Below are 19,687 nucleotides of genomic sequence, written 5' to 3'. Positions count from 1 at the left end.
TCCGCGCCCGGCAACCGCTAGGTTACAGACGGAACTGCTCACCCAGATAGACACGGCGGACATCGGGATTGGCCAGCAGCGCGTCCGGAGCCCCCTGCGCGAGCACGCCACCGTCGTTCAGGATATACGCCCGGTCGCAAATGCCCAAGGTTTCACGGACGTTATGGTCCGTGATCAACACTCCGATGCCGCGATTCTTGAGATGGCGCACGATTCGCTGGATCTCGCCGACCGAAATGGGGTCGACGCCGGCGAAGGGTTCGTCCAGCAGCATCAGGCGCGGGCGGGCGGCCAGGGCACGGGCGATCTCGACCCGGCGGCGCTCGCCGCCGGACAGGCTGGCGCCGAGCTGCTCGGCGACATGGGTCACCTGCAGTTCGTCCATCAGGCTGGCCAGCTCGCGCTCGATGCCGGCGCGGTCGAGGTCGTCGCGCAGTTCCAGCACCAGGCGCAGGTTGTCGGCGACGCTGAGCTTGCGGAACACCGAGGGTTCCTGCGGCAGGTAGCCGACGCCGTACTTGGCGCGGGCGTACATCGGCTCGGAGGTGATGTCCTTGCCGTCGAGGACGATCTGGCCGGCATCGGCCGGGACCAGGCCGACGATCATGTAGAAGCAGGTGGTCTTGCCGGCGCCGTTGGGGCCGAGCAGGCCGACCACTTCGCCCGCATCGAGGGTCAGGCCGAAGTCGCGCACGACCTCGCGCGAACGGTAGGCCTTGCGCAGGCCTTGTGCGACCAGCATCAGCCGCCTCCCTTGGCCGGCGCGGCGGTCTTGCTCTTGGGCAGCATGCGAATGTTGACGCGGCCGCCGGTGCCACCGCTCTCGACCTGGCCGGTCTTGGAGTTGTAGACGATGCGTTCGCTCTTGATGGTGTCGCCGTTCTTGTCGACGTAGGCGTTGCCGGTCAGGACGATGGTGTCCTTCGGCATGTCGTACTCGATCTTGTTGGCGCGGCCGTTGAACGGAGCGCCGTCATCGAGTTCCTGCTTCAGCGTCGCCTGCGAGCCGGTCAGGGTGACGAAGCTGATGTCGCCGCCGGCGCGCTTGATGTCGGCCTTGGCGGCATTGATGATCAAGGTGCCTTGGGTGATCTTGACGTTGCCGGTGAGCACGCAAGGGCCCGAATCGGTGCTGACCGAGCAATTGCTGCTGTCGGCGCCGGCATCCATGGGCTGGTTGCGGTCCGAAGAGCGCGCGAGCGCGGCCGCCGGCGCCAGCAGAAGGGCGACCAGGCACAGCGCCGGCCAGTTAGCGGGCTTTCGCTTCATAGCGGACCTTGACGTTGGGGATGGTGACGTTCTTGGTTTCGAGATCGGCCTGCAGTCCCGAGCCCGTCATTATAGTGCCGGGCTGAATCAACCTGACCGGAACGGCCGACGTGGCCTTGTTCGTGTCGGGGAACACGTTCAGTTCCTCGGTCGAGATATTGATCGGCTTGCCGTCGGCATTGGTGCTGTCGGCCTTGACCTGGCCGCGCAGGCGTACTTCGTCGCCCTCGGCGCTGACCCAGCCGCGCTGCGAGCGCACTTCCCACGGCCCGCCGTTGCCGCCGGCCTTCGGCGGAATCAGGAACAGCGGGGTGGTGACGTCCAGGGTTTTTTCGTTCGGGTCGCGGGTCAGCTTGGGGGCGCGCAAGGTGAACGATTCCTTGCCCTCCTTGTTGAGCACGACCGCCTCGAACTGGTTGAGCACGTAGTCCGGGCGCGCCTCGGCGCGGCCGTCGCCGCCGTTCTTGTCGCGTTGCGACCACAGCGCCCAGCCGCTCAATGCCGCGGCGGCCATCAGGATCAGGGTCAGCATGCCGCGCCAGCTCATCCGAGCGCACCGGTCAGCACGCGCTCGGCATGGCCTTGCGCGCCGAGCAGCAGATCGCACAGTTCGCGCGCCGCGCCTTCGCCGCCGCGCGCCACGGTGCGCCAGTGCACGCGCTCGCGCACCCAGGGGTGAGCATTGCCCGGGGCGACCGACAGGCCGACGTGGGGCAGGATCTTGAGGTCGGCAAGGTCGTCGCCCATGAAAGCGACCTGGTCCAGCGACAGCCCCAGGCCGGCGGCGATCTGCTGCACGCAGGCGAGCTTGTCGGCGACGTCGCCGTGGGCGGTGGCGCCGAGCTCGGCCGCGCGCTGGGCGGCGATGACGCCGCCGCGGGCGGTGACGAAATGCACGGCGATGCCGAACTTGCCGAGCAGCGACAGACCCTGGCCGTCCTGGACGTGGAAGCTCTTGAGCTCGCGCCCCTCGCTGTCGTAGGTCAGTCGGCCGTCGGTCAGCGTGCCGTCGACGTCGAAGCAGGCCAGCCGGATGCGGGCGGCGCGTTCGCGGATTTCAGCGGGGTAATCGTTGAGGTGGCTGTAGGGCACGGGATCGGGAATCGAGAATGGGGAATAGGGAATCGTCTGCACCGAATGGGGTGGGAATCGCGAGGAACCGCTTTGCGATTCCCTATTCTCGATTCTCCATTCCCGGCCGTTAAACCACTCTCGCACGCAACAAGTCGTGAATATTGAGAGCGCCGACCACGCGGCGTTCAGTGTCCACGACCAGCAGGCCGCTGATCTTGTGGGTTTCCATGAGCTGCGCCGCCTCGACCGCGAGCGCGTCGGCGCCGATGGTCTTGGGCGAGCGCGTCATGACCTCGGCGATGCGGGTCGAACGCAGGTCCACGCCGGCGTCGTCGAGGGTGCGGCGCAAGTCGCCGTCGGTGTACAGACCGATCAGGCAGCCGGCGTCGTCGACGATGGCGGTCATGCCCAGGCGCTTGTGGCTCATCTCGACCAGAGCCTCGCTGATGCTGGCATCGGCGTGAACCCGCGGCACTTCCTCGCCGGCATGCATGATGTCGGTGATGTGCAGCAGCAGGCGCCGGCCGAGCGCGCCGGCCGGGTGCGAGCGGGCGAAGTCGTCGGCGGTGAAGCCGCGCGCCTCGAGCAGTGCGACCGCGAGCGCGTCGCCCATCGCCAGCGAGGCGGTGGTGCTGGAGGTCGGCGCCAGGTCGAGCGGGCAGGCTTCGGCCGGCACGCTGACGTCGAGGTGCACGTCGGCTTCGCGCGCCAGGGTGGACTGCGGCCGGCCGGTCATCGCGATCAGGCGGTTGCCCTGGCGCTTGAGCACCGGCAGCAGCATCAGCACTTCGTCGCTTTCGCCCGAGTAGGACAGGGCCAGGACCACGTCGGCGTCGGTGATCATGCCCAGGTCGCCGTGGCCGGCTTCGCCCGGGTGGACGTAGAAGGCCGGGGTGCCGGTCGAGGCCAGGGTCGCGGCGATCTTGCGGGCGATATGGCCGGACTTGCCCATGCCGGTGCAGACGACCCGGCCGCGCGCGGCCAGGACCAGCTTGCAGGCGGCGGTGAAATCGCCGTCGATCCGGGCTGCGACCGCCGCCAGCGCCTGGGCCTCGATCTCGAACACGCGGCGGCCGCTCTGGGCCAGGCCGGCCTGGGCCGCGGGCGATTGCAGGAAGGCGGGATCGAGGGCGGGGCGTGCGGTGCTGGTCATAGAGTGGCCGTTTCGAAGGTCGCCATTTCGGACCGGAGGGCTTTCCGCTAGGCTAATCCGTCAATTCTAAGCGGTTCGTCCGCCCAGCGCCGTCCCGTGCGGCAGATCCTGCCAGGCAAGGATCCGTCCCGGGCGGCGGCCACCCCGCATTCAGCCGGCTTCCGGCGCACGCAGCGCGTCTGCGTCGTCCGCATTGCCGCTTCATCCCTTGGCCCGCACGGCGGGCCGCATCCCCCAGAGGCTCGAGTAGTGAACGCCGAAACCATCCGCTCCCTGATCGAACAAGGCCTGCCCGGCGCACAAGCGCAAGTGAGCGGCGACGACGGCGTCCACTTCGAGGCCACCGTGATCGCCGAGGCGTTCCGCGGCAAGCTGCCGCTGGCGCGCCACCGCCTGGTCTATTCGACCCTGGGCGAGCGCATGGGCGGCGAGATCCACGCCCTGGCGCTGAAGACCCTCACCCCCGAAGAGGCCGGCAATCGCTGAAGCGGCGGCGCGGCGAGCGCTCGCCAGCGGGCCCGCGCCGACCCTGCGACCTGCCCAAGGCGGCACTTCACCGAGACCTCACCCGTCCCCGGCCGTCTGCTCTTACCATTGCTGATTCTTCATTTCCTATACCCGGCTCCCTAAATGCAAAAAATCGTGGTCGAAGGCGGGCAGCCGCTCAATGGCGAAGTCCAGATTTCCGGCGCCAAGAACGCCGTGTTGCCGATCCTGTGCGCGACCTTGCTGGCCGATGCGCCGGTGACGATCCGCAACGTGCCGCAACTGCACGACGTGCTGACCACCGCCAAGCTGCTCGGCGAGCTCGGTGCCGGCGTGCGCAGCGAAGGCGCGACGATCACCGTCGACCCGACCACGGTCAACAGCCATGTCGCGCCGTACGAGCTGGTCAAGACCATGCGCGCCTCGGTGCTGGTGCTCGGCCCGCTGCTGGCCAAGTACGGCGAAGCCGAAGTCTCGCTGCCGGGCGGTTGCGCGATCGGTTCGCGCCCGGTCGACCAGCACATCAAGGGCCTGCAGGCGCTCGGCGCCGAGATCACCGTCGAGAACGGCTACATCAAGGCGCAGCGCAAGGGCCGTCTGAAGGGCGCGCGTTTCGTCTTCGACGTGGTCACCGTCACCGGCACCGAGAACGTGCTGATGGCCGCGGTGCTGGCCGAGGGCACCAGCGTGCTCGAAAACGCCGCGATGGAGCCCGAGATCGTCGACCTGGCCGACTGCCTCAACGCCCTGGGCGCGCGCGTCGAGAACGCCGGCAGCGGCCGGATCGTCGTTCACGGCGTGGAAAAATTGCACGGCGGCAGCCACGACGTGCTGCCCGACCGCATCGAGACCGGCACCTTCCTGGTCGCCGCGGCGATGACCGGCGGCCGCGTCACCGTCACCCACAGCCGTGCCGACACGCTCGACTCGGTGCTCGACAAGTTGCGCGATGCCGGCGCCCAGATCGAAGTCGACGGCGACCGCATCACCCTCGACATGGGCGGCCGCCGCGCCCGCGCCATCGACATGGTGACCGCGCCGTACCCGGCGTTCCCGACCGACATGCAGGCGCAATTCATGGCGCTCAACTGCGTGGCCGAAGGCGTGGGCGTGATCAACGAGACGATCTTCGAAAACCGCTTCATGCACGTCAACGAACTGCTGCGCCTGGGCGCCGACATCCGTGTCGACGGCCACACCGCGGTGATCCGCGGCGTGCCCAAGCTCAGCGGCGCGCCGGTGATGGCGACCGACCTGCGCGCGTCCGCGTCGCTGATCCTGGCCGGCCTGGTGGCGCAGGGCGAAACCACGATCGACCGCATCTACCACCTCGACCGCGGCTACGAAAACATCGAAGCCAAGCTGTCCAAGCTGGGCGCGAAGATCCGCCGGGTTTGACGACGAGCGTATTGCACTTGCGATAGCCAGTGCCCTCGAGAGTCGCCCCTTTGAGAGGAGGGGCGGCGCTTCGCATCGTGATGAAGTGGACTCGCATGCATCGGATGCGGAGGCGGTTTTGGGGCTGGCGAATGCCTGTCGCCGCAGAGCCCAAAGCAAATCCCCCCTAGCCACCCTTTTTCAAAGGGGGGGTAACCGCGCGCGGGGTTCGGCGGTTCTTTGCTGCGACGATGCGCCTTGAAGCGTCTGCGCCAACGAAACTCTCGCGATCCAGCCACGATAGTTCGCCCCCTTTGCAAAGGGGGCTGCGCCTTGCGTCGCACGAAGTCGATTCGTCAGTGACTGGCGCGGGGGATTTGCTCTTGGTTCGGCGAAAGCTTGCCGTGGCAAAGCAGAGCAAATCCCCAGGCCGCTGCGCAAAGGCGGAATCTCTCTGCGGAAGGAATGCCGAGGGTTTCGATGTCGTCCCGGCCGAATCGCCACGGCAACAAAAAAGCCCCGCCGAAGCGGGGCTTTTTCGTGCCGGAGCGACGCGGCGCCAGCGCCGCCGGTGGCGCGCGGCGCCTCAGCGCACCGATTGCACGCGCAGGTCGATCGCGTCGGCGCCCTTGTCGCGTTGCAGGATGCGCGCGGGCACCGGCATGCCGGGGACGACCCAGGCGATGGTTTCCTTGTCGCCGTTCTTGCTGACCAGCTTGGTTGCCTGCTGCGATTTGCCGCCGACGGTGATCGCTTCCTTGCCTTCGACGGTGTAGGTCAGTTGCTTGACGCGGCCGTCTTCGACCATGCGGTAGCTCATCGGTTTGCCGGCGGGCGCATCGCGCACCAACGCCAGGTTGATCAACAACGCGTCCAGATCGCCGGTCTCCAGCTTGATCGGGCCGGCGCGGTCGGGCTTGACGTCGCCGGTCCAGGTGGCGACGCCGCGCGCCCAGTCGTAGGTCGCGTTCTTGTTCTTGTTCTTGGTCAGCACCTTGCTGCTGTCGCTGCCGCTGATCGGGCGCAACTGGCCGGCCTTTTCCTCGAACACGGTCGACTGCTGCAGATTCGCCAGCGGGCTGGTCACCGCCAGGCTGTACTTCCAGCGGTTCGCACCGGCGGCGGCGACGGTCATGCGGCCGTTGCCCTGCATGCCCATGTAGCTGGCCGAATAGTCGGCGCTGAACGGCTTGACCGCGAACGCCGGAGCGCTGGCGAGGGTCAGCGCGGCCGCGAGCAAGGCAAAACGAATCTTGGGGATTCGACTATTCGTTTGGGTCGTCATTGTTCGTTGACTCCTTTGTATTCGACCAGACGCAGATCATAGGTGTCCTGGCCATTTTCGCGTTGCAGGATGCGCACCGGGGTGGGAACGCCGTCGACCACCCAGATCGAGGTTTCCTCGTTGCCGCTCTGCACGCGGTTGACGCGCATCGCGTTGAAGCTCATGTCGTCGACCTTGACGCCTTCCAGCTCCTGGGCCACCAGGTATTGATGGGGGCGGGCACGGCCGGAATCCACGAAGCGGTAATTCAGGGTCTTGCCGGGTTGGGCGTCTCGGACCACGGCGAGATTGATCAGCAGGCCGCTCATGTCGCCGTCGGCCAGCGGAATCGGCTTGCGCCGATGTTCCTTGACGTCGCCGCTCCACTGCGCGCTGCGCTTGTTCCAGTCGTAGACGCCGGTGATCGTGCGCTTGGAGAACAGCACCTTGCGCACCATGGTCTGGCTGAGCGGGCGGTAGCCTTCGCCGGCGGTTTCGAACAAAGTGCTTTGCTGGGCGGCGGCGCCGGCCAGGCCCATCATGCCGCGTTCGGCATGGATGTTCAGGTCGATGCGCCAGCGGCCGCCCTCGGGCTTGACCTGCATGGTCGCGTCGCCGAGCGCCTTGCCGCTGTTGAAGACCTGGTAATTGGCCACGAACGGTTCCAGCGCGAAGGCGCTGCCGGGGAGGGCCGCGCCGATCAGCACGGCCAAGAGCAGGGGCAGGTGGGACTTCATGGGCGACGCGAAGAATCCTGAAAGGGCTCGAGTGCAGCGCGTGGAGGGCGTGTGCGGAACGCGTTCGACCCGTGCGCGGGGTGCGGAGTTCAGGCCGCGAGGCCGGTGGCCGGGTGGGTCAGATCGCCGGCGAAATCTAAACGCAGCGGCGTAAATAGCGGATGACCGTCGAGGGTGACGGTTGCGCCGTGTTCAGCCAGGCGGCCACTGGCGGCCAGTCTCATTACCGCGAGCAACAACGGGTGTTCGACCCCGAGCACGCGCTGCGCCAGGGCTTCCGGCGTGTCGCCGGCTTCGATCGCGACGACCGCTTGGGCGATGACCGCGCCGGCGTCGAGTTCGGGAATGACGAAGTGCACGCTGGCGCCGTGTTCGCGCTCGCCCTCGGCAAGGGCGCGTGCATGGGTGTGCAGGCCGCGGTACTTCGGCAATAGCGAGGGATGGATGTTGATCGTGCGGCCGCGGAAGCGCTCGACGAAGGCGCTGCCGAGGATGCGCAGATAACCCGCGCACAGGATCCAGTCGGGCCGGCAGGCGGCGACGGCGTCGGCGAGATCGGCGTCGAAGGCCTCGCGGCTCGGGTAGGCCTTGGCCGGGGCCGACCAGCGCAAACCCTCGGGCACGCGCTCCAGCGCGGCCGCGCCGGGCTTGTCGGAGAACACCCCGACCACTTCGGCGGCGAGCCGGCCGGCGGCGATGGCGTCGAGCACGGCCTGCAGATTGCTGCCGCGGCCCGATGCGAGGACGGCGATCCGGGGAAGCGGCTGGGACATTACAGGCCATCGGGTCGAGACAGGCCGGCATTTTAAGCGATTCGCCGGGTGCGCGATGTGGCGGTTGGCGGGGGCGGGCGCTGCGGAATGTGCCAACGCCTGGCAGGGGCGCGGCGACCGGCGGCGGCGCGGTCGCGCCTCGTGACCGAAAGAAATCCCGTAGCCCGCCGCTCCTGCTCTGGAAGCGGCCACTCCCGCTCTCCCGCGCTTGAAGCGAGGGGAGGACCGCAAGACCGAGAGGGCCGGGACAGGGGTGAACGAGCACTGCTGCGAAAGTGCGAGTGTCGATGAAGTCCACGATCACTGTGACCGAATGCGCTAAATGAGCGCGATCGATGGGGACTTTCTCCAACGCCATCGCTTCCGCTTCAGCGCCGGATCGGCAAAGCTGCCGATAGCGGCAGCCGGGAGCGGGGCGTGGGCAAGGACAGTTCGAGGTGTTGGGCTTTTGCGGTACTGACCAGTTTCCTGTTGAACATGCCGGCGGCGGCTGCGCAGGCCGATGCGAACGCGGCGTGTCGACCGCTGCAGCCGAGCGTGGCGCTGCCCGCCGCGGACGAGTGCTCGCGGCGCTATGGCCTGACGCCCGGCGGCGATCGCGCGCATGCGCTCGCAGCACTGTACGAGGCCGGCGACCAGCGTTCGCGCGGCGGCGATTTTTCCGCGGCGGCCGGTGCGCTCGATTGCGCGCAGGCCGTGGCCGGCGCCGACGCCGGTTGGCGGGTCGACTACGAACTCGTGCGCCGTCGCGGCGTGCTCGATTACCGCCAGGACTGTACGGTCGAAGCCCTGGGCAAATTCCATCAGGCCTTGCAGATCGCCAAGCGCCAGCAAGACCGCCCGGCGCAATCCAAGAGCTGGAACAACATCGGCGCCTCGCTGCGACGGCTCGGCGACTATCGCGGCGCCTTGCAGGCATTCCTGTCGAGTCTGGAAATTCAGCGCGGCGCCCGCGAGCCGGCCTTGGGCCCGGTGCTCAACAACATCGCCGATATCTATCGCGACCTCGGCGCGACCGATAATGCCGCGCGGCACTACGATCAGGCATTGGCCGAGTTCCGCCGCGTCGGCAATCCGATCGAAGCCGCTCACGTGCTGCAGAGCATGGGCGTGCTGGCCCTGGATTCGGGCGATACGCAACGCGCCGAAGGTCTGCTGGAGCAGGCCTTGGCCGCGTTCGTCAAAGCCGGCGAACGCACCTACCAACTGCGTGTGCATGCCGAACTCGGCCGCGCCGCGATCCTGCGCGGCGATCTGGCCAAGGCGCGCGATTGGACCGATCGCGGTCTCGCCCTCGCCGCCGAAGATGGCGTGCGGCCGCCGGCGCCGCTGCAATTGCAGGCCGCACGCGCCGCGCGTTTGTCCGGGCAGGCGCGTGCGGCGCAACTGCGCCTGAGCGATGCCTTGTCGAGCCTGCCGGCGCAGGACAGCGACCGGCCGGCGCTGTTGGCCGAATTGGCCGATGCTTACGAAGCCTTGGGCGAATGGCCGCGCGCGCTGACGACCTTGCGCGAGTCCGAGGTCGCCGCGCGCACTTTGCGCGAGGCGCGCTACGACCGCGAGATGAAGTGGATGCAGATCCGCTTCGAAACCGCCGAGCGCGACCGCACCATCGCCGCGCTCGCCGCCGAGAACGAAGTGCGCGCACTCAGCCTGCGGCAACGCACGCTGGCCTTGTGGCTGACCGCGGTGTCGGCAGTGGCGGCCTTGCTCGGCCTGATCGTGTTCTTCCTGCGCCGGCAACAGCGCGCCCGGCTCGCCGAAGCGGCTCGGCAGGCACGCCTGGCCGAGGAAGTGGAGTACTACCGTCGCGCCGCGGCCGAGCTCGGCGTCGACCGCACGCGTTTGCAGGCCGCGCTCGACAGCCGCGACGATGCGGTGCTGGTCCTCGACGCCGGCGGCCAGGTGCTCGCCGCCAACCGCAGTGCCGGGCAATTGCTCGGACAGGCCGGCGACAGTCTGCCCGGACGTGCCTTCGGCGAATTGCTCGGCGAGTCGGATGCGTCGCGCTTCGCCCAGGCGATGGAGCGGCTCGATGAGTCCTCGGCCTCGCAGCGCCTCGACTTCGGCCTCAGCGGCGGCGCCTTGCGCGCGCAGCTCAGCGAAACCGGGCAGGGCGAGGGTTTGATCGTGCTCGGACTGGACGCGCTCGGTGTCGGACAGGTTGAGCGCGTCGGCCTGGAGCCGGTCGGTATCGACACCGGCGCGGTCGAAGCGCTGGCCGACGTCGAAGCCGCCTCGGCCCTGGACGCTACCGCCAACGAGGCCATGCGCTCGTCGTTCCGCCGCGCCCTGGTCGAGTTGATGCTGGCGGTGGTCGAAGCCTGGGAGCGCAGCACCGGCCACGGCCGGTTGGAACTGGCCGAGAAAAGCCGGATCTGGCGCGTCACCGTCGACGACGGCCGGCTGCGGGCGCGGGCGATGGAGCGTTACCTGAGCCTGTCCAAGCTGCCGCGCCAGCCGCGCTGGCGCGACGTGCTGCGTTCGGGCTATTACGTGCTGGCCGAGTGTCCGCTGGAAGAGTCGGTGCGCAGCGAACTGCAGAAGCACGTCGATACCGTGCTGACGTATACGCGACGCCACGCGCTGGTGTGAGCGACTGCCTGCAGGTTGTTGGGTTGTGCTTGCCTGGCATCGCTAGCCCGCGACAATTCAATCCGTCTTCGCAGCGAAAGCGGGGGTGAAGGGATCCGCTTGCGAGCCACCGGCTCGCGCATCCGTGAACGCCAGGGCGCTGTGCGCCCTGGCCGGGCCGCAGACTTCAGTTCGCGTGGAGTCCCGGTTCGCACGACTGCGCCATCCGTCATCCCCGCGAAGGCGGGGATCCAGGGCTTTATCGGGGCATCCCTCTGAAGTCTCTGGATTCCCGCCTTCGCGGGAATGACGGCGGGTGGGTGTCGCCGCTTACGACCGATGGGTTTCGCCGTTTACAGAGGGGCGGCTTCGCTGCTTACGGCCGCAGCGCGTTAGCCGCCTTCGTCAGCTTGATCGGCGTGCCACTGAGCACCTGGCAACGCACGCACAGGCCCTGCAGGTTCGGCGTGTTCGGGCCGAAGCTGTAAGCGGAGTGGTGCAGCAAGGTGTCGTTGTAGGTGGCCGGGGAGGTTACCTGGGCGATGCTGCCCGGTGCGATCTGCTCGCAGTACTGGAAGGCACGGCGGGTCGCGACCGCCCAATGGTCGTCGACGATGCCGCAACTGCTCGGCGTACACATGCCGCCCGGCGGCAGCCGGATACCGCCGCCGAGTTCGCGCTGTTGGAATTCCAGCAGGTCTTGCGAGCTGAAATTGAACGAGCCGACCACGGTCATGCGTGCGCCTTCCTGTGCGCAGGCGCCGTCGGTGTCGTGGGCGATGGCGCTCGTGCTGAGCAACGCGGCCGCGAGAATGAATCCCTTGAGTGTCGTACGCATGTCCGCCCCCTGTAGGCGAAGCTCGATGGAGGCCCAGCCTACGAAACGCGCCGAAGCCGAGTCCAAGCAAATCGGGGACCAAAGCGGGAACGAATCGGCTTGAACTTGTCGGGCGACACGATTGCACTGTGACCTCATTGGCGGTCTGCATGTTCGGCATCGCCCCCGATCGCGAAACGTTCCCGCCGCGTCCCGATTCGGTCCCTGAACGTTCCTCGCAAATCGACGCGCGCCGACAGTAAATAGAGACGTCGCCGGCGCGGTGTCGGCCTGGTCAACGCCGGGCTCGTCCACTGGAAGGACGCACCGCGATCGCGTCGAGAGGGCGCGTCGGCATGCGCATCGGGTACCGCTCAGTCCCCGTTCGCATGCCGACGCGGCCGATCCATCGGCCGGTGCAGGGTCGAGGCGGATCGGCGATGCCGGCGACGATGGGTGACGATGAACTTCGCGGCCCGCCGTGATCGCGCGTGCACGTCCCGCGACTCCAGGCGAGTCTCACGGGCGGGAACGCAGGCAGCGATCCGGTCGGGCCGGTGATGAGGCATAGGGACATGCCGCCCGCCCCGCGTCGGCCATGGACGGTCCGGCGCGGTCGCTGGCGCTGCGCGCAACGCGCGGCGCAGGCGGGAGCGATCGGTCCGACGGGGGAGCCAACGGGCTGGACGCAGCGGGCTATGGCGGGTCAGGCCGCCATAGCCCTGGACGCAGCGGGCTATGGCGGGTCAGGCCGCCATAGCCCGCGTTTGGATCGGTGCGTGGCTCGACGGGCGAGGGCGGGGTTGGAAGGCGGAGGCCGGTGAGAGCCGCCACCGACGGCGATGCCTCAGTGCGACAGCCGCGAACGCAGTTGGACGACGTCCGCCTGCCAGGCGGCGTAATCGTCGGTCTCTTCCCATAGCTCGCGCAGCTCCGACTCCGGGCCCAGTACGCGGTCGATGGCGCGCAGCGCATCGGCGATGAGCGCGGCATCCGGCGAAGGCTTGCGGTGCGCGATCCAGTGGGTCAGCGTTTCCTGCTTGCGCGCGGTGGCCGAGGGGCGGCCGATCGCGGCGGCGATCAGTTCGCAGGCGGCCAACGCGGTCGAGGCTTCCGGTGCTTCCAGATAATCGTTCGCCTCGAGCGCGGCCGCGATGGTCTCGCGCACCAAGGCCAGGCTTTGGTGGTCCGACAGATCGGCCAGCCAGTCCGCCGCATCGTCGTTGTCGAACGTGCTAATGCCCCAAGCGCCCATCGATTCGCTCCTGCTGATGAAATTCGCGAGCCGCCGGGGCGGGTCGATGTGTTGCATGGTGTTGCGTGCTGCCGACGATGCGCCCGGCTTATTGCTGGTCCGGGGCCCTGGCGATCAACGACAACTCGTCGTGCTTGAAGCCGTTCGGATAGTGCACCAGCCCGCCGAAGTCGGTTTCGACGAGCACGCCGCGTTCCAGGTAGGCCCACTCGGCTTGCGGGAACCGCGCCGAGTACTCGTCTCGGTCGATCAGGGCCACGATCCTGCCGCGATTGAGTTCATAGGACAGGACCTGGTCGCCGATCCTGACTTCGAGTCCGTCGCTGTATCGCACCATGGCGGCTCCCATGTCGAAACCTTCCGATCAGCGTTCGCCGAACAGCGCCTTCACCGAAGGCCGGCTCAACACGATCAGGGTGAACACGCCCAACGCGGTGCCCAGCGGCACCGACAGGCAGGAAATGCAGGCGACGACCATGCACAGCGTGCGGCTGCGGCGCTGGCCGAGGCGGCGCGCGGCGATGAAGGTCAGGCTGCCGCCGATGATGGCCACCAGGAACAACGCCACCGCGAAGCCGATCAGGACATAGCCGCCGACCTCGTCGCCGGGTTGGCTTTGGATGCCGCCGTTGAGGATCGCCGCCCCCATGAAGACGTACAGGAAGGCCACCAGCAGCGGCAGCAGATACAGGGCGGCGAACACGTAGTGCAGGATGCTCAGCGTCTTGAGCTGCGAGGCGTCCTGCGGGTTTTCGACCGCCGATGCGGCTGGGACCTGGTTCATGGATGGATTTCCTGGGTGGGAGGTTGCGGCCGCATTCCGGGCTTGCGGCGACGGGGGCGAATCAATCGCGCGCGGCGAACTGCGCCTGCACCGACGGACGCGCCAATACGATGAAGGTGAACACACCGAGCAAGGTGCCGAGCGGCACCGACAAACAGCTCAGGCCGGCGACGATCTGGCAGAAGCGGGGGCTGCGGCGTTCGCGCAAACGCCGCGCCGTCATGAACTGCAACCCGGCGCAGGCCAGGCTGAAAACGAAGCTGGCCAGGATGAGGCCGAACGCGATGCCGCTCGCCATCGTCGAGTCGCCCGACGAGGTCTCCGAAGTCGCTGGGCCAGCCGGCGCCAGGGCCACGATGATGGCGAAGACGCCGACGAACGACAGCAGCATGAAGGCGTTGAGCCCGGCCAGGACGTAATACAAGATGCTGAGCGTACGCAGTTGCGAGGCATCCGCCGAATCGGTCGCGGCGGCGGAGCTGTCGGCGCTGGTTGCCGGATCGAACCTGGACTCGAATTCGGACATGGCTTCTCTTGGTCTTGGTCGGATCCCGATCGAATAGCGCGATCGCCGGCCGGCCGGCGGCTTCAGCGCCGCGCGCGCGGCCAGGCGGCGAGCGCGCCCAGTGTCGCAAGAAACATGTCGGTGTGGGCGTCCCAGACGTCGCCTTGCTGGCCGTTGTAGGACTCGGCGGCTTCCGGCGACATGGTCAGGGCGATCGCCCATTCGATCCACTCGTAGATCAGGCTGGTGCACATGATCGCGGCGATCGCGAGCACGAAGGCCTGGCGCGGCGACAGCGCCGGCCAGCGCTGGCGCAGGTACTCGCGCACGGCCGGGGCGAAGCAGACGCCGTAGAGGAAATGGATCAGCCGGTCGAAATGATTGCGCTCGAAGCCGAGCGCGCGATCCAGCGACCAGCCGCCGGTCAGCGACTGAATCCACTGGTCGTAGGGCACGTAGGAATACAGCCAGCGCGCGGCGATGCAGTGCGCCACCATGAAGCCGCAGATGGCGAGGAAGTGGCCGTCGCGCAGCGGCCAGCGGCGGTCGTGGCGCCACAGCCACAGCAGGCCGACCACGGTCAGCACGCTGTGCATGCCCTGCTCGAACGGGCTGCTCGGGTCGATCCAGGACAGCGCGAACACCGCCAGCACGACGGCCAGGGCGAATTTCTTGGCGACGCTCATGCGTCCTGCCGGCGTTGCGGTCATCGGGGTCGGGTTCTGCGAAGTGAGATGCATCGCACGCTACCCGAGCGCCGCAGAGAAAGAAACCGCAACGCAGTGCGCAAAAAAACGGCGGGCCGCGGCCCGCCGTTCGATTTTTCGCGATCGTGCGCGGCTCAGCCGATGTGCACGCGCTCGCCTTCGGAATGAGCGACCACCTCGCCGATGCGCCAGTGCGCCAGGCCCAGGCGTGCCAGGTCGGCTTCGGTCGCGGCGACCGCCTCGTCCGGCACCACCAGCACGAAGCCGATGCCGCAGTTGAAAGTGCGCCACATTTCCTCGCGCGGCACCGCGCCTTCGCGCTGCAGCCAGTCGAACACCGGCGGCAGGGTCCAGGTGGCGGTGCGGATGTCCAGGCCGAGGCCTTCGGGGATCACGCGGATGATGTTTTCGGTCAGGCCGCCGCCGGTGATGTGGGCCATGGCGTGGATCTGGTGCTCGCCGCCGTTGGCGCGCAGCAGTTCCAGCACCGGCTTGACGTACAGTGCGGTCGGCTCCATCAGCGCGTCGATCAGGCGTACGCCGCCGACGGCGACGTCGCCCGGACGGCCGGCGCGATCGAAGATGCGGCGGATCAACGAATAACCGTTGGAGTGCGGGCCGCTCGAGGCGATGCCGATCAGCACGTCGCCGCGGCGCACGCGCGCACCGTCGAGCAGCTGCGACTTCTCGACCGCGCCGACGGTGAAGCCGGCCAGGTCGTATTCGCCCGGCGGGTACATGTCGGGCATTTCCGCGGTCTCGCCGCCGATCAGGGCGCAGCCGGCGAGCTCGCAGCCCTTGGCGATGCCGCCGACCACGGCCACGGTGGTGTCGACATCGAGCTTGCCGGTGGCGAAATAATCGAGGAAGAACAGCGGCTCGGCGCCCTGCACCAGCACGTCGTTGACGCACATGCCGACCAGGTCGATGCCGATGGTGTCGTGGCGGTTGAGCTGCTGGGCGAGCTTGAGCTTGGTGCCGACGCCGTCGGTGCCCGAGACCAGGACCGGCTCGCGGTACTTGCCGGACAGATCGAACAGGGCGCCGAAGCCGCCCAGGCCGCCCATCACCTCGGGACGGAAGCTGCGCTTGACCAAGGGCTTGATGCGTTCGACGACTTGGTTGCCGGCGTCGATGTCGACGCCCGCGTCGCGGTAGGTCAGCGGCTTGGGGGAGGTGTCGGAAGGAGATGCGGTCACGGCGGCCCCGGCGGTCGCGGAAGGAAACGTGGGATTTTAGCAGCCATGGGGCGTCCGAACCGGTTTGCCCTGCAGCCGGGCCGCGCAGAGCCTCCGCCGAGGCTGCGCTAGGCCTCCGCCGAGGCTAGGCAGGGCCTCCGCCGAGGCTAGGCATGGCCTCCACCAAGGTTCCGGCGGGCGTTGCCTGAACCGGTCCGTTCAGGCGCGCGAATGGACGTGCCGGCGCCACTACGGCAACATTTCGGACCTTGAGCACCGTTGGCGGAGCGCACCCGCGACCGCCGGACCGAAGCAGGAGGCGAGGGTGGGCGAGGGCACGGCCTTCGCCCGCGGTGGTGGGTCCAGCGCTACGATGCCGGGCCCGCAGCCCGGCTCGCGACTGGAACGGCGGGCGGGACGCCGGTTTTTCTACATACAGTTAAGGATGGCGATGGTTCGGGCAATCCGGAGTTTTGTGGTCGCAGCGCTGATGCTGGCGAGCTTTGCCGCCGCCGCGCAGCGCGTCGAGGGCGACCGCGCCGAGGCGGCGGGTCCGTTCTCGGCCGAGGTCCAGGTCAACGGCCAGGGCGAAGCCGAGCGCAACGGCGCCATGGCGCGTGCCCTGGCCCAGGTGCTGGGCAAGATGTCCGGCGACCGCGCCGCGGCCAGCCGGCCGGGCGTCGGCCAGGAACTGCGCCGGGCCAAGGACTACGTCACCGGCTACGACTACCGTCAGGACGAGGGCGTGTCGCGCTCGACCGGCGCGCCGACCTTCCAGACCACCCTGGTGGTCAATTTCGATCAGACCAAGGTCGAGACCCTGGCCTCGACCCTCGGCCTGCCGATCTGGCCGCAGCCGCGTCCCAAGCCGGTGCTGTGGATGGCGATCGACGACGGTAGCGGCCCGCGCCTGGTCGGTCTGCCGCAGGTCAACGCCGCGCGTTCGGCGCTGAACCGCGCCATCGACCGCGGCTACCGCCTCGGCCTGCCGAGCGGCAACGCCGCCGAACAGGCCAGCGTCGGCGCCATCTGGCGCGGCGACGCCGCGGCGGTGGCCCGCGCCTCGTCGCGCTACAGCCCGCCGATGCAGCTGATCGGCAAGGTCTACCGGGTCAAGACCGGCGGCTGGAAGGGCGATTGGACCTTCGTCGACGGCGGCAAGGTGCTGGGTAGTTGGTCCAACACTGACCCCGACGCACGCAAAGTCATGGCCGGCGGCGCCGACGGCGCGGCCGACGCGCTGATGAAGCGCTACGCCAAGCGCAGCGCGGCCGGTCCGGCCGGCGTCTACCGGGTGGTGTTCACCAACCTGCACAGCGCCGACGACTACATCCGCCTGTCCGGCTACCTGCAGGGTCTGGCGGTGATCCGCAAGATGACCCCGGTGCGTGCCACGCCCGACAGCGTCGAGTTCGATCTCGACCTGATCTCCGGCCTGTCCGGCCTGAAGCGCATGGCCGACAGCGGCGATACCCTCGAAGCGCTGGAAGGCCTTGAAGGTCAGCCGCCCGTGTACCGGCTGCACTGACGCATGGACCGCGCCCCGTTGGAAGACATCGCCCTGTTCCTGCGCCGCCTGCAATGGACGGCGCTCGGCGTCGGCGCCTGTTGGCTGCTGTGGGTGCTCGCACCGGTGCTGACGCCGTTCGTGATCGCCGCCATGCTCGGCTGGCTCGGCGACCCCTGGGTCGACCGGCTCGAACGCACCGGCCGCTCGCGCAACGTCGCCGTGTCGCTGGTGTTCGGGTTGATGGCTCTGCTGGTCATCCTGGTGCTGGTGCTGCTGGTGCCGCTGATCGAACGCCAGATCTCGACCCTGATCGTGTCGCTGCCGCGCTATCGCGAATGGTTCACCGCCACCGCGATTCCGTGGCTGGAGCAGCGCAGCGGTTTCGAGATCAGCAACTGGCTCGACCTCAACCATCTGATCGAGCTGGTGCGCAGCAACTGGGAGCGCGCCGGCGGCGTCGCCACCACCCTGCTGGGCTATCTGTCGCGTTCGGGCTTCGCGATCATGGGCCTGATCGCCAACATCGCCCTGCTGCCGGTGCTGACCTTCTTCTTCCTGCGCGACTGGGACGTGCTGGTCGAGCGCGTCGCCTCGTTGATCCCGCGCGCCCACCTTGCCACGGCGAGCCGCCTGGCCAGGGAGTCCAGCGACGTGCTCGGCGCCTTTCTGCGCGGCCAGTTCCTGGTGATGCTGGCGCTCGGCGTGATGTACGGCCTGGGCCTGTGGGCGGTCGGCCTGGACCTGGGCATCCTGATCGGCATCATCGCCGGCCTGCTGACCTTCGTGCCCTACCTCGGTCCGGCCAGCGGCATCATCCTCGGCGTGATCGCCGCGCTGGTGCAGTACGGCGACTGGAAATACGTGGCCGGCGTGCTGGCGGTATTCGGTGTCGGCCAGGTCGTCGAAAGCTATTGGCTGACCCCCAAGCTGGTCGGCGACCGCATCGGCCTGCATCCGGTCGCGGTGATCTTCGCCGTGCTCGCCGGCGGCACCCTGTTCGGTTTCCTCGGCATGCTGCTGGCCCTGCCGGTCGCCGCCGTCGCCAACGTGCTGCTGCGTTACGCGCAAGAGCGCTACACCCACAGCCGCCTGTATGCAGGCGACCACCCGACCATCCTGCTCGACCCGGCGACCGTGCCTGTGGTGCCGAAGGCCGAGCCCACGGCGAAGGACAACGCGGAGCAGGCCGACCGCGCGGAGCGCGAAACGCAGTGAGCGTCCCGCAGTTGCCGCTGGCCCTGCGCTATCCGCCGGACCAGCGTTTGGATACCTATGTCGACGCGCCCGAAGGCGCGATCGCGCAATTGCGCGCCCTGGCCACGCAGACTCAGGAGACCGCCGGCTACGTCGACCCGACCGGCGCCGACTGGGTGTATCTGGCCGGCCCGGCCGGGGTGGGCAAGACCCACCTGCTGCTGGGCGCCTGCGCCGCCGCCGAATCGGCCGGCCGTCGCGCCGCCTATCTGCCCTTGATGGCGGCCGCCGGGCGTCTGCGCGATGCCTTGTACGCACTCGAAGGCAACGACCTGCTGGCGCTCGACGGCATCGAAGCGATCGCCGGCAACCGCGACGACGAAATCGCCCTGTTCGACACCCACAACCGCGCGCGCGCCGCCGGCGCGTCGTTGATCTATGCCGCGCGCGACAACCCCGACGAACTTCCGTTGAGCCTGCCCGACCTGCGCTCGCGCCTGTCGCAGTGCACCCGCATCGTGTTGACCCCGCTCGACGACGCCGGCCGTGGCGAAGTGCTGCGCCAACGCGCCCAGCGCCGCGGTTTGGCCTTGGACGAAGCCGCGCTGGATTGGCTGCTCAAGCGCGTCGACCGCGACCTCGGCGGTTTGACCGCCTTGCTCGACAAATTGGATCGCGCCTCGCTCGCTGCGCAGCGGCGGATCACGGTGCCGTTCTTGCGGCAGACCTTGGGCGCGGAGTAGGCGCTGCCTAGGGTCGGGTGTGGTCGGCGAGGATTCTCGGCTCGACCCTGACACCCACTGTCGGTTGCGGTTGCGTTTGAATCACATGCGAAGTTGCATCGCGACTGAGCGAGCGCGTGTGCGAGCTTTTGCCTTGCCTTGCCTTGCCTTGCCGTTGCCGTTGCCGTTGCCGTTGCTGTGCGCGGCTTGGCACTAGCGAAGGCAATCGAAGACCCGGAGGGCGGCCCGCAAGGATGCGGGCCGTTTTTCATCGGGACAGGGATGTCCCGTATGAAAAATCCCCGCGT

The 19,687-nt window shown here is 68.3% G+C and carries 21 protein-coding genes; 6 read left to right on the top strand and 15 right to left on the bottom strand.

Translation table 11 applies throughout. The features are described 5' to 3' along the window. Positions 1-22 precede the first annotated feature (22 nt). The 5 genes from lptB to EX88_RS0105135 form a co-directional block, all read right to left on the bottom strand. Positions 23-742 (bottom strand): LPS export ABC transporter ATP-binding protein, encoded by a 720-nt coding sequence (lptB, locus tag EX88_RS0105155; protein WP_031370937.1) that lies wholly within the window; start codon positions 740-742, stop codon positions 23-25. Continuing rightward, a complete protein-coding gene (gene lptA, locus EX88_RS0105150) occupies positions 742-1,269 on the bottom strand; it encodes a lipopolysaccharide transport periplasmic protein LptA (RefSeq protein ID WP_031370936.1) in 528 nt (175 codons plus the stop codon). The genes lptB and lptA overlap by 1 nt, the downstream gene beginning before the upstream one ends. Next, a complete protein-coding gene (gene lptC / locus EX88_RS0105145; protein ID WP_031370935.1) occupies positions 1,250-1,816 on the bottom strand; it encodes an LPS export ABC transporter periplasmic protein LptC in 567 nt (188 codons plus the stop codon). The genes lptA and lptC overlap by 20 nt, the downstream gene beginning before the upstream one ends. Continuing rightward, positions 1,813-2,361, bottom strand: coding sequence for a KdsC family phosphatase (locus EX88_RS0105140; RefSeq protein ID WP_031370934.1), 549 nt, complete (start codon positions 2,359-2,361; stop codon positions 1,813-1,815). Before EX88_RS0105140 ends, lptC begins: the two co-directional genes overlap by 4 nt. A gap of 109 nt (positions 2,362-2,470) precedes the next feature. Next, the gene (locus tag EX88_RS0105135; protein WP_051884534.1) at positions 2,471-3,496 is read right to left on the bottom strand and encodes a KpsF/GutQ family sugar-phosphate isomerase; all 1,026 of its coding nucleotides are present in this window, start codon (positions 3,494-3,496) and stop codon (positions 2,471-2,473) included. Between the two features lie 249 nt (positions 3,497-3,745). On the opposite strand from EX88_RS0105135, the gene EX88_RS0105130 reads away from it, so the two are divergent. Next, on the top strand, positions 3,746-3,982 hold the full coding sequence (locus EX88_RS0105130; protein ID WP_031370932.1) for a BolA family protein: 237 nt from the start codon (positions 3,746-3,748) through the stop codon (positions 3,980-3,982). Positions 3,983-4,126: 144 nt separating this feature from the next. Further along, the gene (gene murA, locus EX88_RS0105125) at positions 4,127-5,380 is read left to right on the top strand and encodes a UDP-N-acetylglucosamine 1-carboxyvinyltransferase (RefSeq protein WP_031370931.1); all 1,254 of its coding nucleotides are present in this window, start codon (positions 4,127-4,129) and stop codon (positions 5,378-5,380) included. Between the two features lie 565 nt (positions 5,381-5,945). Here murA and EX88_RS0105120 read toward each other — a convergent pair. From EX88_RS0105120 to purN, 3 genes are all read right to left on the bottom strand, one after another. Next, positions 5,946-6,644 carry a DUF3108 domain-containing protein gene (locus EX88_RS0105120; protein WP_051884533.1) on the bottom strand — a complete coding sequence of 233 codons (699 nt, stop codon included), beginning with the start codon at positions 6,642-6,644 and terminating at the stop codon, positions 5,946-5,948. Beyond that, positions 6,641-7,360, bottom strand: a complete 720-nt coding sequence (locus tag EX88_RS0105115; RefSeq protein ID WP_051884530.1) for a DUF3108 domain-containing protein — start codon at positions 7,358-7,360, stop codon at positions 6,641-6,643. Before EX88_RS0105115 ends, EX88_RS0105120 begins: the two co-directional genes overlap by 4 nt. 89 nt (positions 7,361-7,449) lie before the next feature. Then, the gene (purN, locus tag EX88_RS0105110; protein WP_031370928.1) at positions 7,450-8,133 is read right to left on the bottom strand and encodes a phosphoribosylglycinamide formyltransferase; all 684 of its coding nucleotides are present in this window, start codon (positions 8,131-8,133) and stop codon (positions 7,450-7,452) included. 417 nt (positions 8,134-8,550) lie between these two features. Here purN and EX88_RS0105105 point away from each other — a divergent pair, with 417 nt between their 5' ends. Next, positions 8,551-10,728: a tetratricopeptide repeat protein gene (locus tag EX88_RS0105105; protein WP_152566103.1), complete on the top strand. Its 2,178-nt coding sequence runs from the start codon at positions 8,551-8,553 to the stop codon at positions 10,726-10,728. Positions 10,729-11,083: 355 nt separating this feature from the next. On the opposite strand, the gene EX88_RS0105100 is transcribed toward EX88_RS0105105, so the two are convergent. The 7 genes from EX88_RS0105100 to purM form a co-directional block, all read right to left on the bottom strand. Beyond that, the gene (locus tag EX88_RS0105100; protein WP_031370926.1) at positions 11,084-11,545 is read right to left on the bottom strand and encodes a hypothetical protein; all 462 of its coding nucleotides are present in this window, start codon (positions 11,543-11,545) and stop codon (positions 11,084-11,086) included. An 826-nt stretch (positions 11,546-12,371) separates the two neighbouring features. Further along, complete coding sequence (locus EX88_RS0105095; RefSeq protein WP_031370925.1) at positions 12,372-12,779, bottom strand: DUF4259 domain-containing protein; 408 nt, start codon at positions 12,777-12,779, stop codon at positions 12,372-12,374. 88 nt (positions 12,780-12,867) lie between these two features. Then, positions 12,868-13,116: a hypothetical protein gene (locus EX88_RS23515; protein WP_051884529.1), complete on the bottom strand. Its 249-nt coding sequence runs from the start codon at positions 13,114-13,116 to the stop codon at positions 12,868-12,870. A 27-nt stretch (positions 13,117-13,143) separates the two neighbouring features. Further along, complete coding sequence (locus EX88_RS0105085) at positions 13,144-13,563, bottom strand: hypothetical protein (protein WP_031370923.1); 420 nt, start codon at positions 13,561-13,563, stop codon at positions 13,144-13,146. A gap of 61 nt (positions 13,564-13,624) precedes the next feature. After that, on the bottom strand, positions 13,625-14,089 hold the full coding sequence (locus EX88_RS0105080) for a hypothetical protein (RefSeq protein WP_031370922.1): 465 nt from the start codon (positions 14,087-14,089) through the stop codon (positions 13,625-13,627). Between the two features lie 62 nt (positions 14,090-14,151). Next, positions 14,152-14,754, bottom strand: a complete 603-nt coding sequence (locus tag EX88_RS0105075) for a DUF2238 domain-containing protein (RefSeq protein WP_036148128.1) — start codon at positions 14,752-14,754, stop codon at positions 14,152-14,154. A gap of 155 nt (positions 14,755-14,909) precedes the next feature. Next, positions 14,910-15,974, bottom strand: coding sequence for a phosphoribosylformylglycinamidine cyclo-ligase (gene purM, locus EX88_RS0105070; RefSeq protein WP_200875800.1), 1,065 nt, complete (start codon positions 15,972-15,974; stop codon positions 14,910-14,912). A 424-nt stretch (positions 15,975-16,398) separates the two neighbouring features. Between purM and EX88_RS0105065 the strand changes: the two genes are divergently transcribed. The 3 genes from EX88_RS0105065 to hda are packed head-to-tail and all read left to right on the top strand — an operon-like array spanning position 16,399 to position 19,400. Beyond that, a complete protein-coding gene (locus EX88_RS0105065) occupies positions 16,399-17,481 on the top strand; it encodes a DUF2066 domain-containing protein (RefSeq protein ID WP_430536894.1) in 1,083 nt (360 codons plus the stop codon). 3 nt (positions 17,482-17,484) lie between these two features. Continuing rightward, the gene (locus EX88_RS0105060) at positions 17,485-18,678 is read left to right on the top strand and encodes an AI-2E family transporter (protein WP_051884527.1); all 1,194 of its coding nucleotides are present in this window, start codon (positions 17,485-17,487) and stop codon (positions 18,676-18,678) included. Beyond that, entirely contained in the window at positions 18,675-19,400 is a 726-nt protein-coding gene (gene hda, locus EX88_RS0105055) for a DnaA regulatory inactivator Hda (RefSeq protein ID WP_031370917.1), read from the top strand. Before EX88_RS0105060 ends, hda begins: the two co-directional genes overlap by 4 nt. Positions 19,401-19,687 lie beyond the last annotated feature (287 nt).

Origin of the sequence: Lysobacter antibioticus, from assembly GCF_000731095.1 — a bacterium.
Classification (GTDB): domain Bacteria; phylum Pseudomonadota; class Gammaproteobacteria; order Xanthomonadales; family Xanthomonadaceae; genus Lysobacter; species Lysobacter antibioticus_B.
This window is presented reverse-complemented; position numbering and strand designations above follow the sequence as displayed.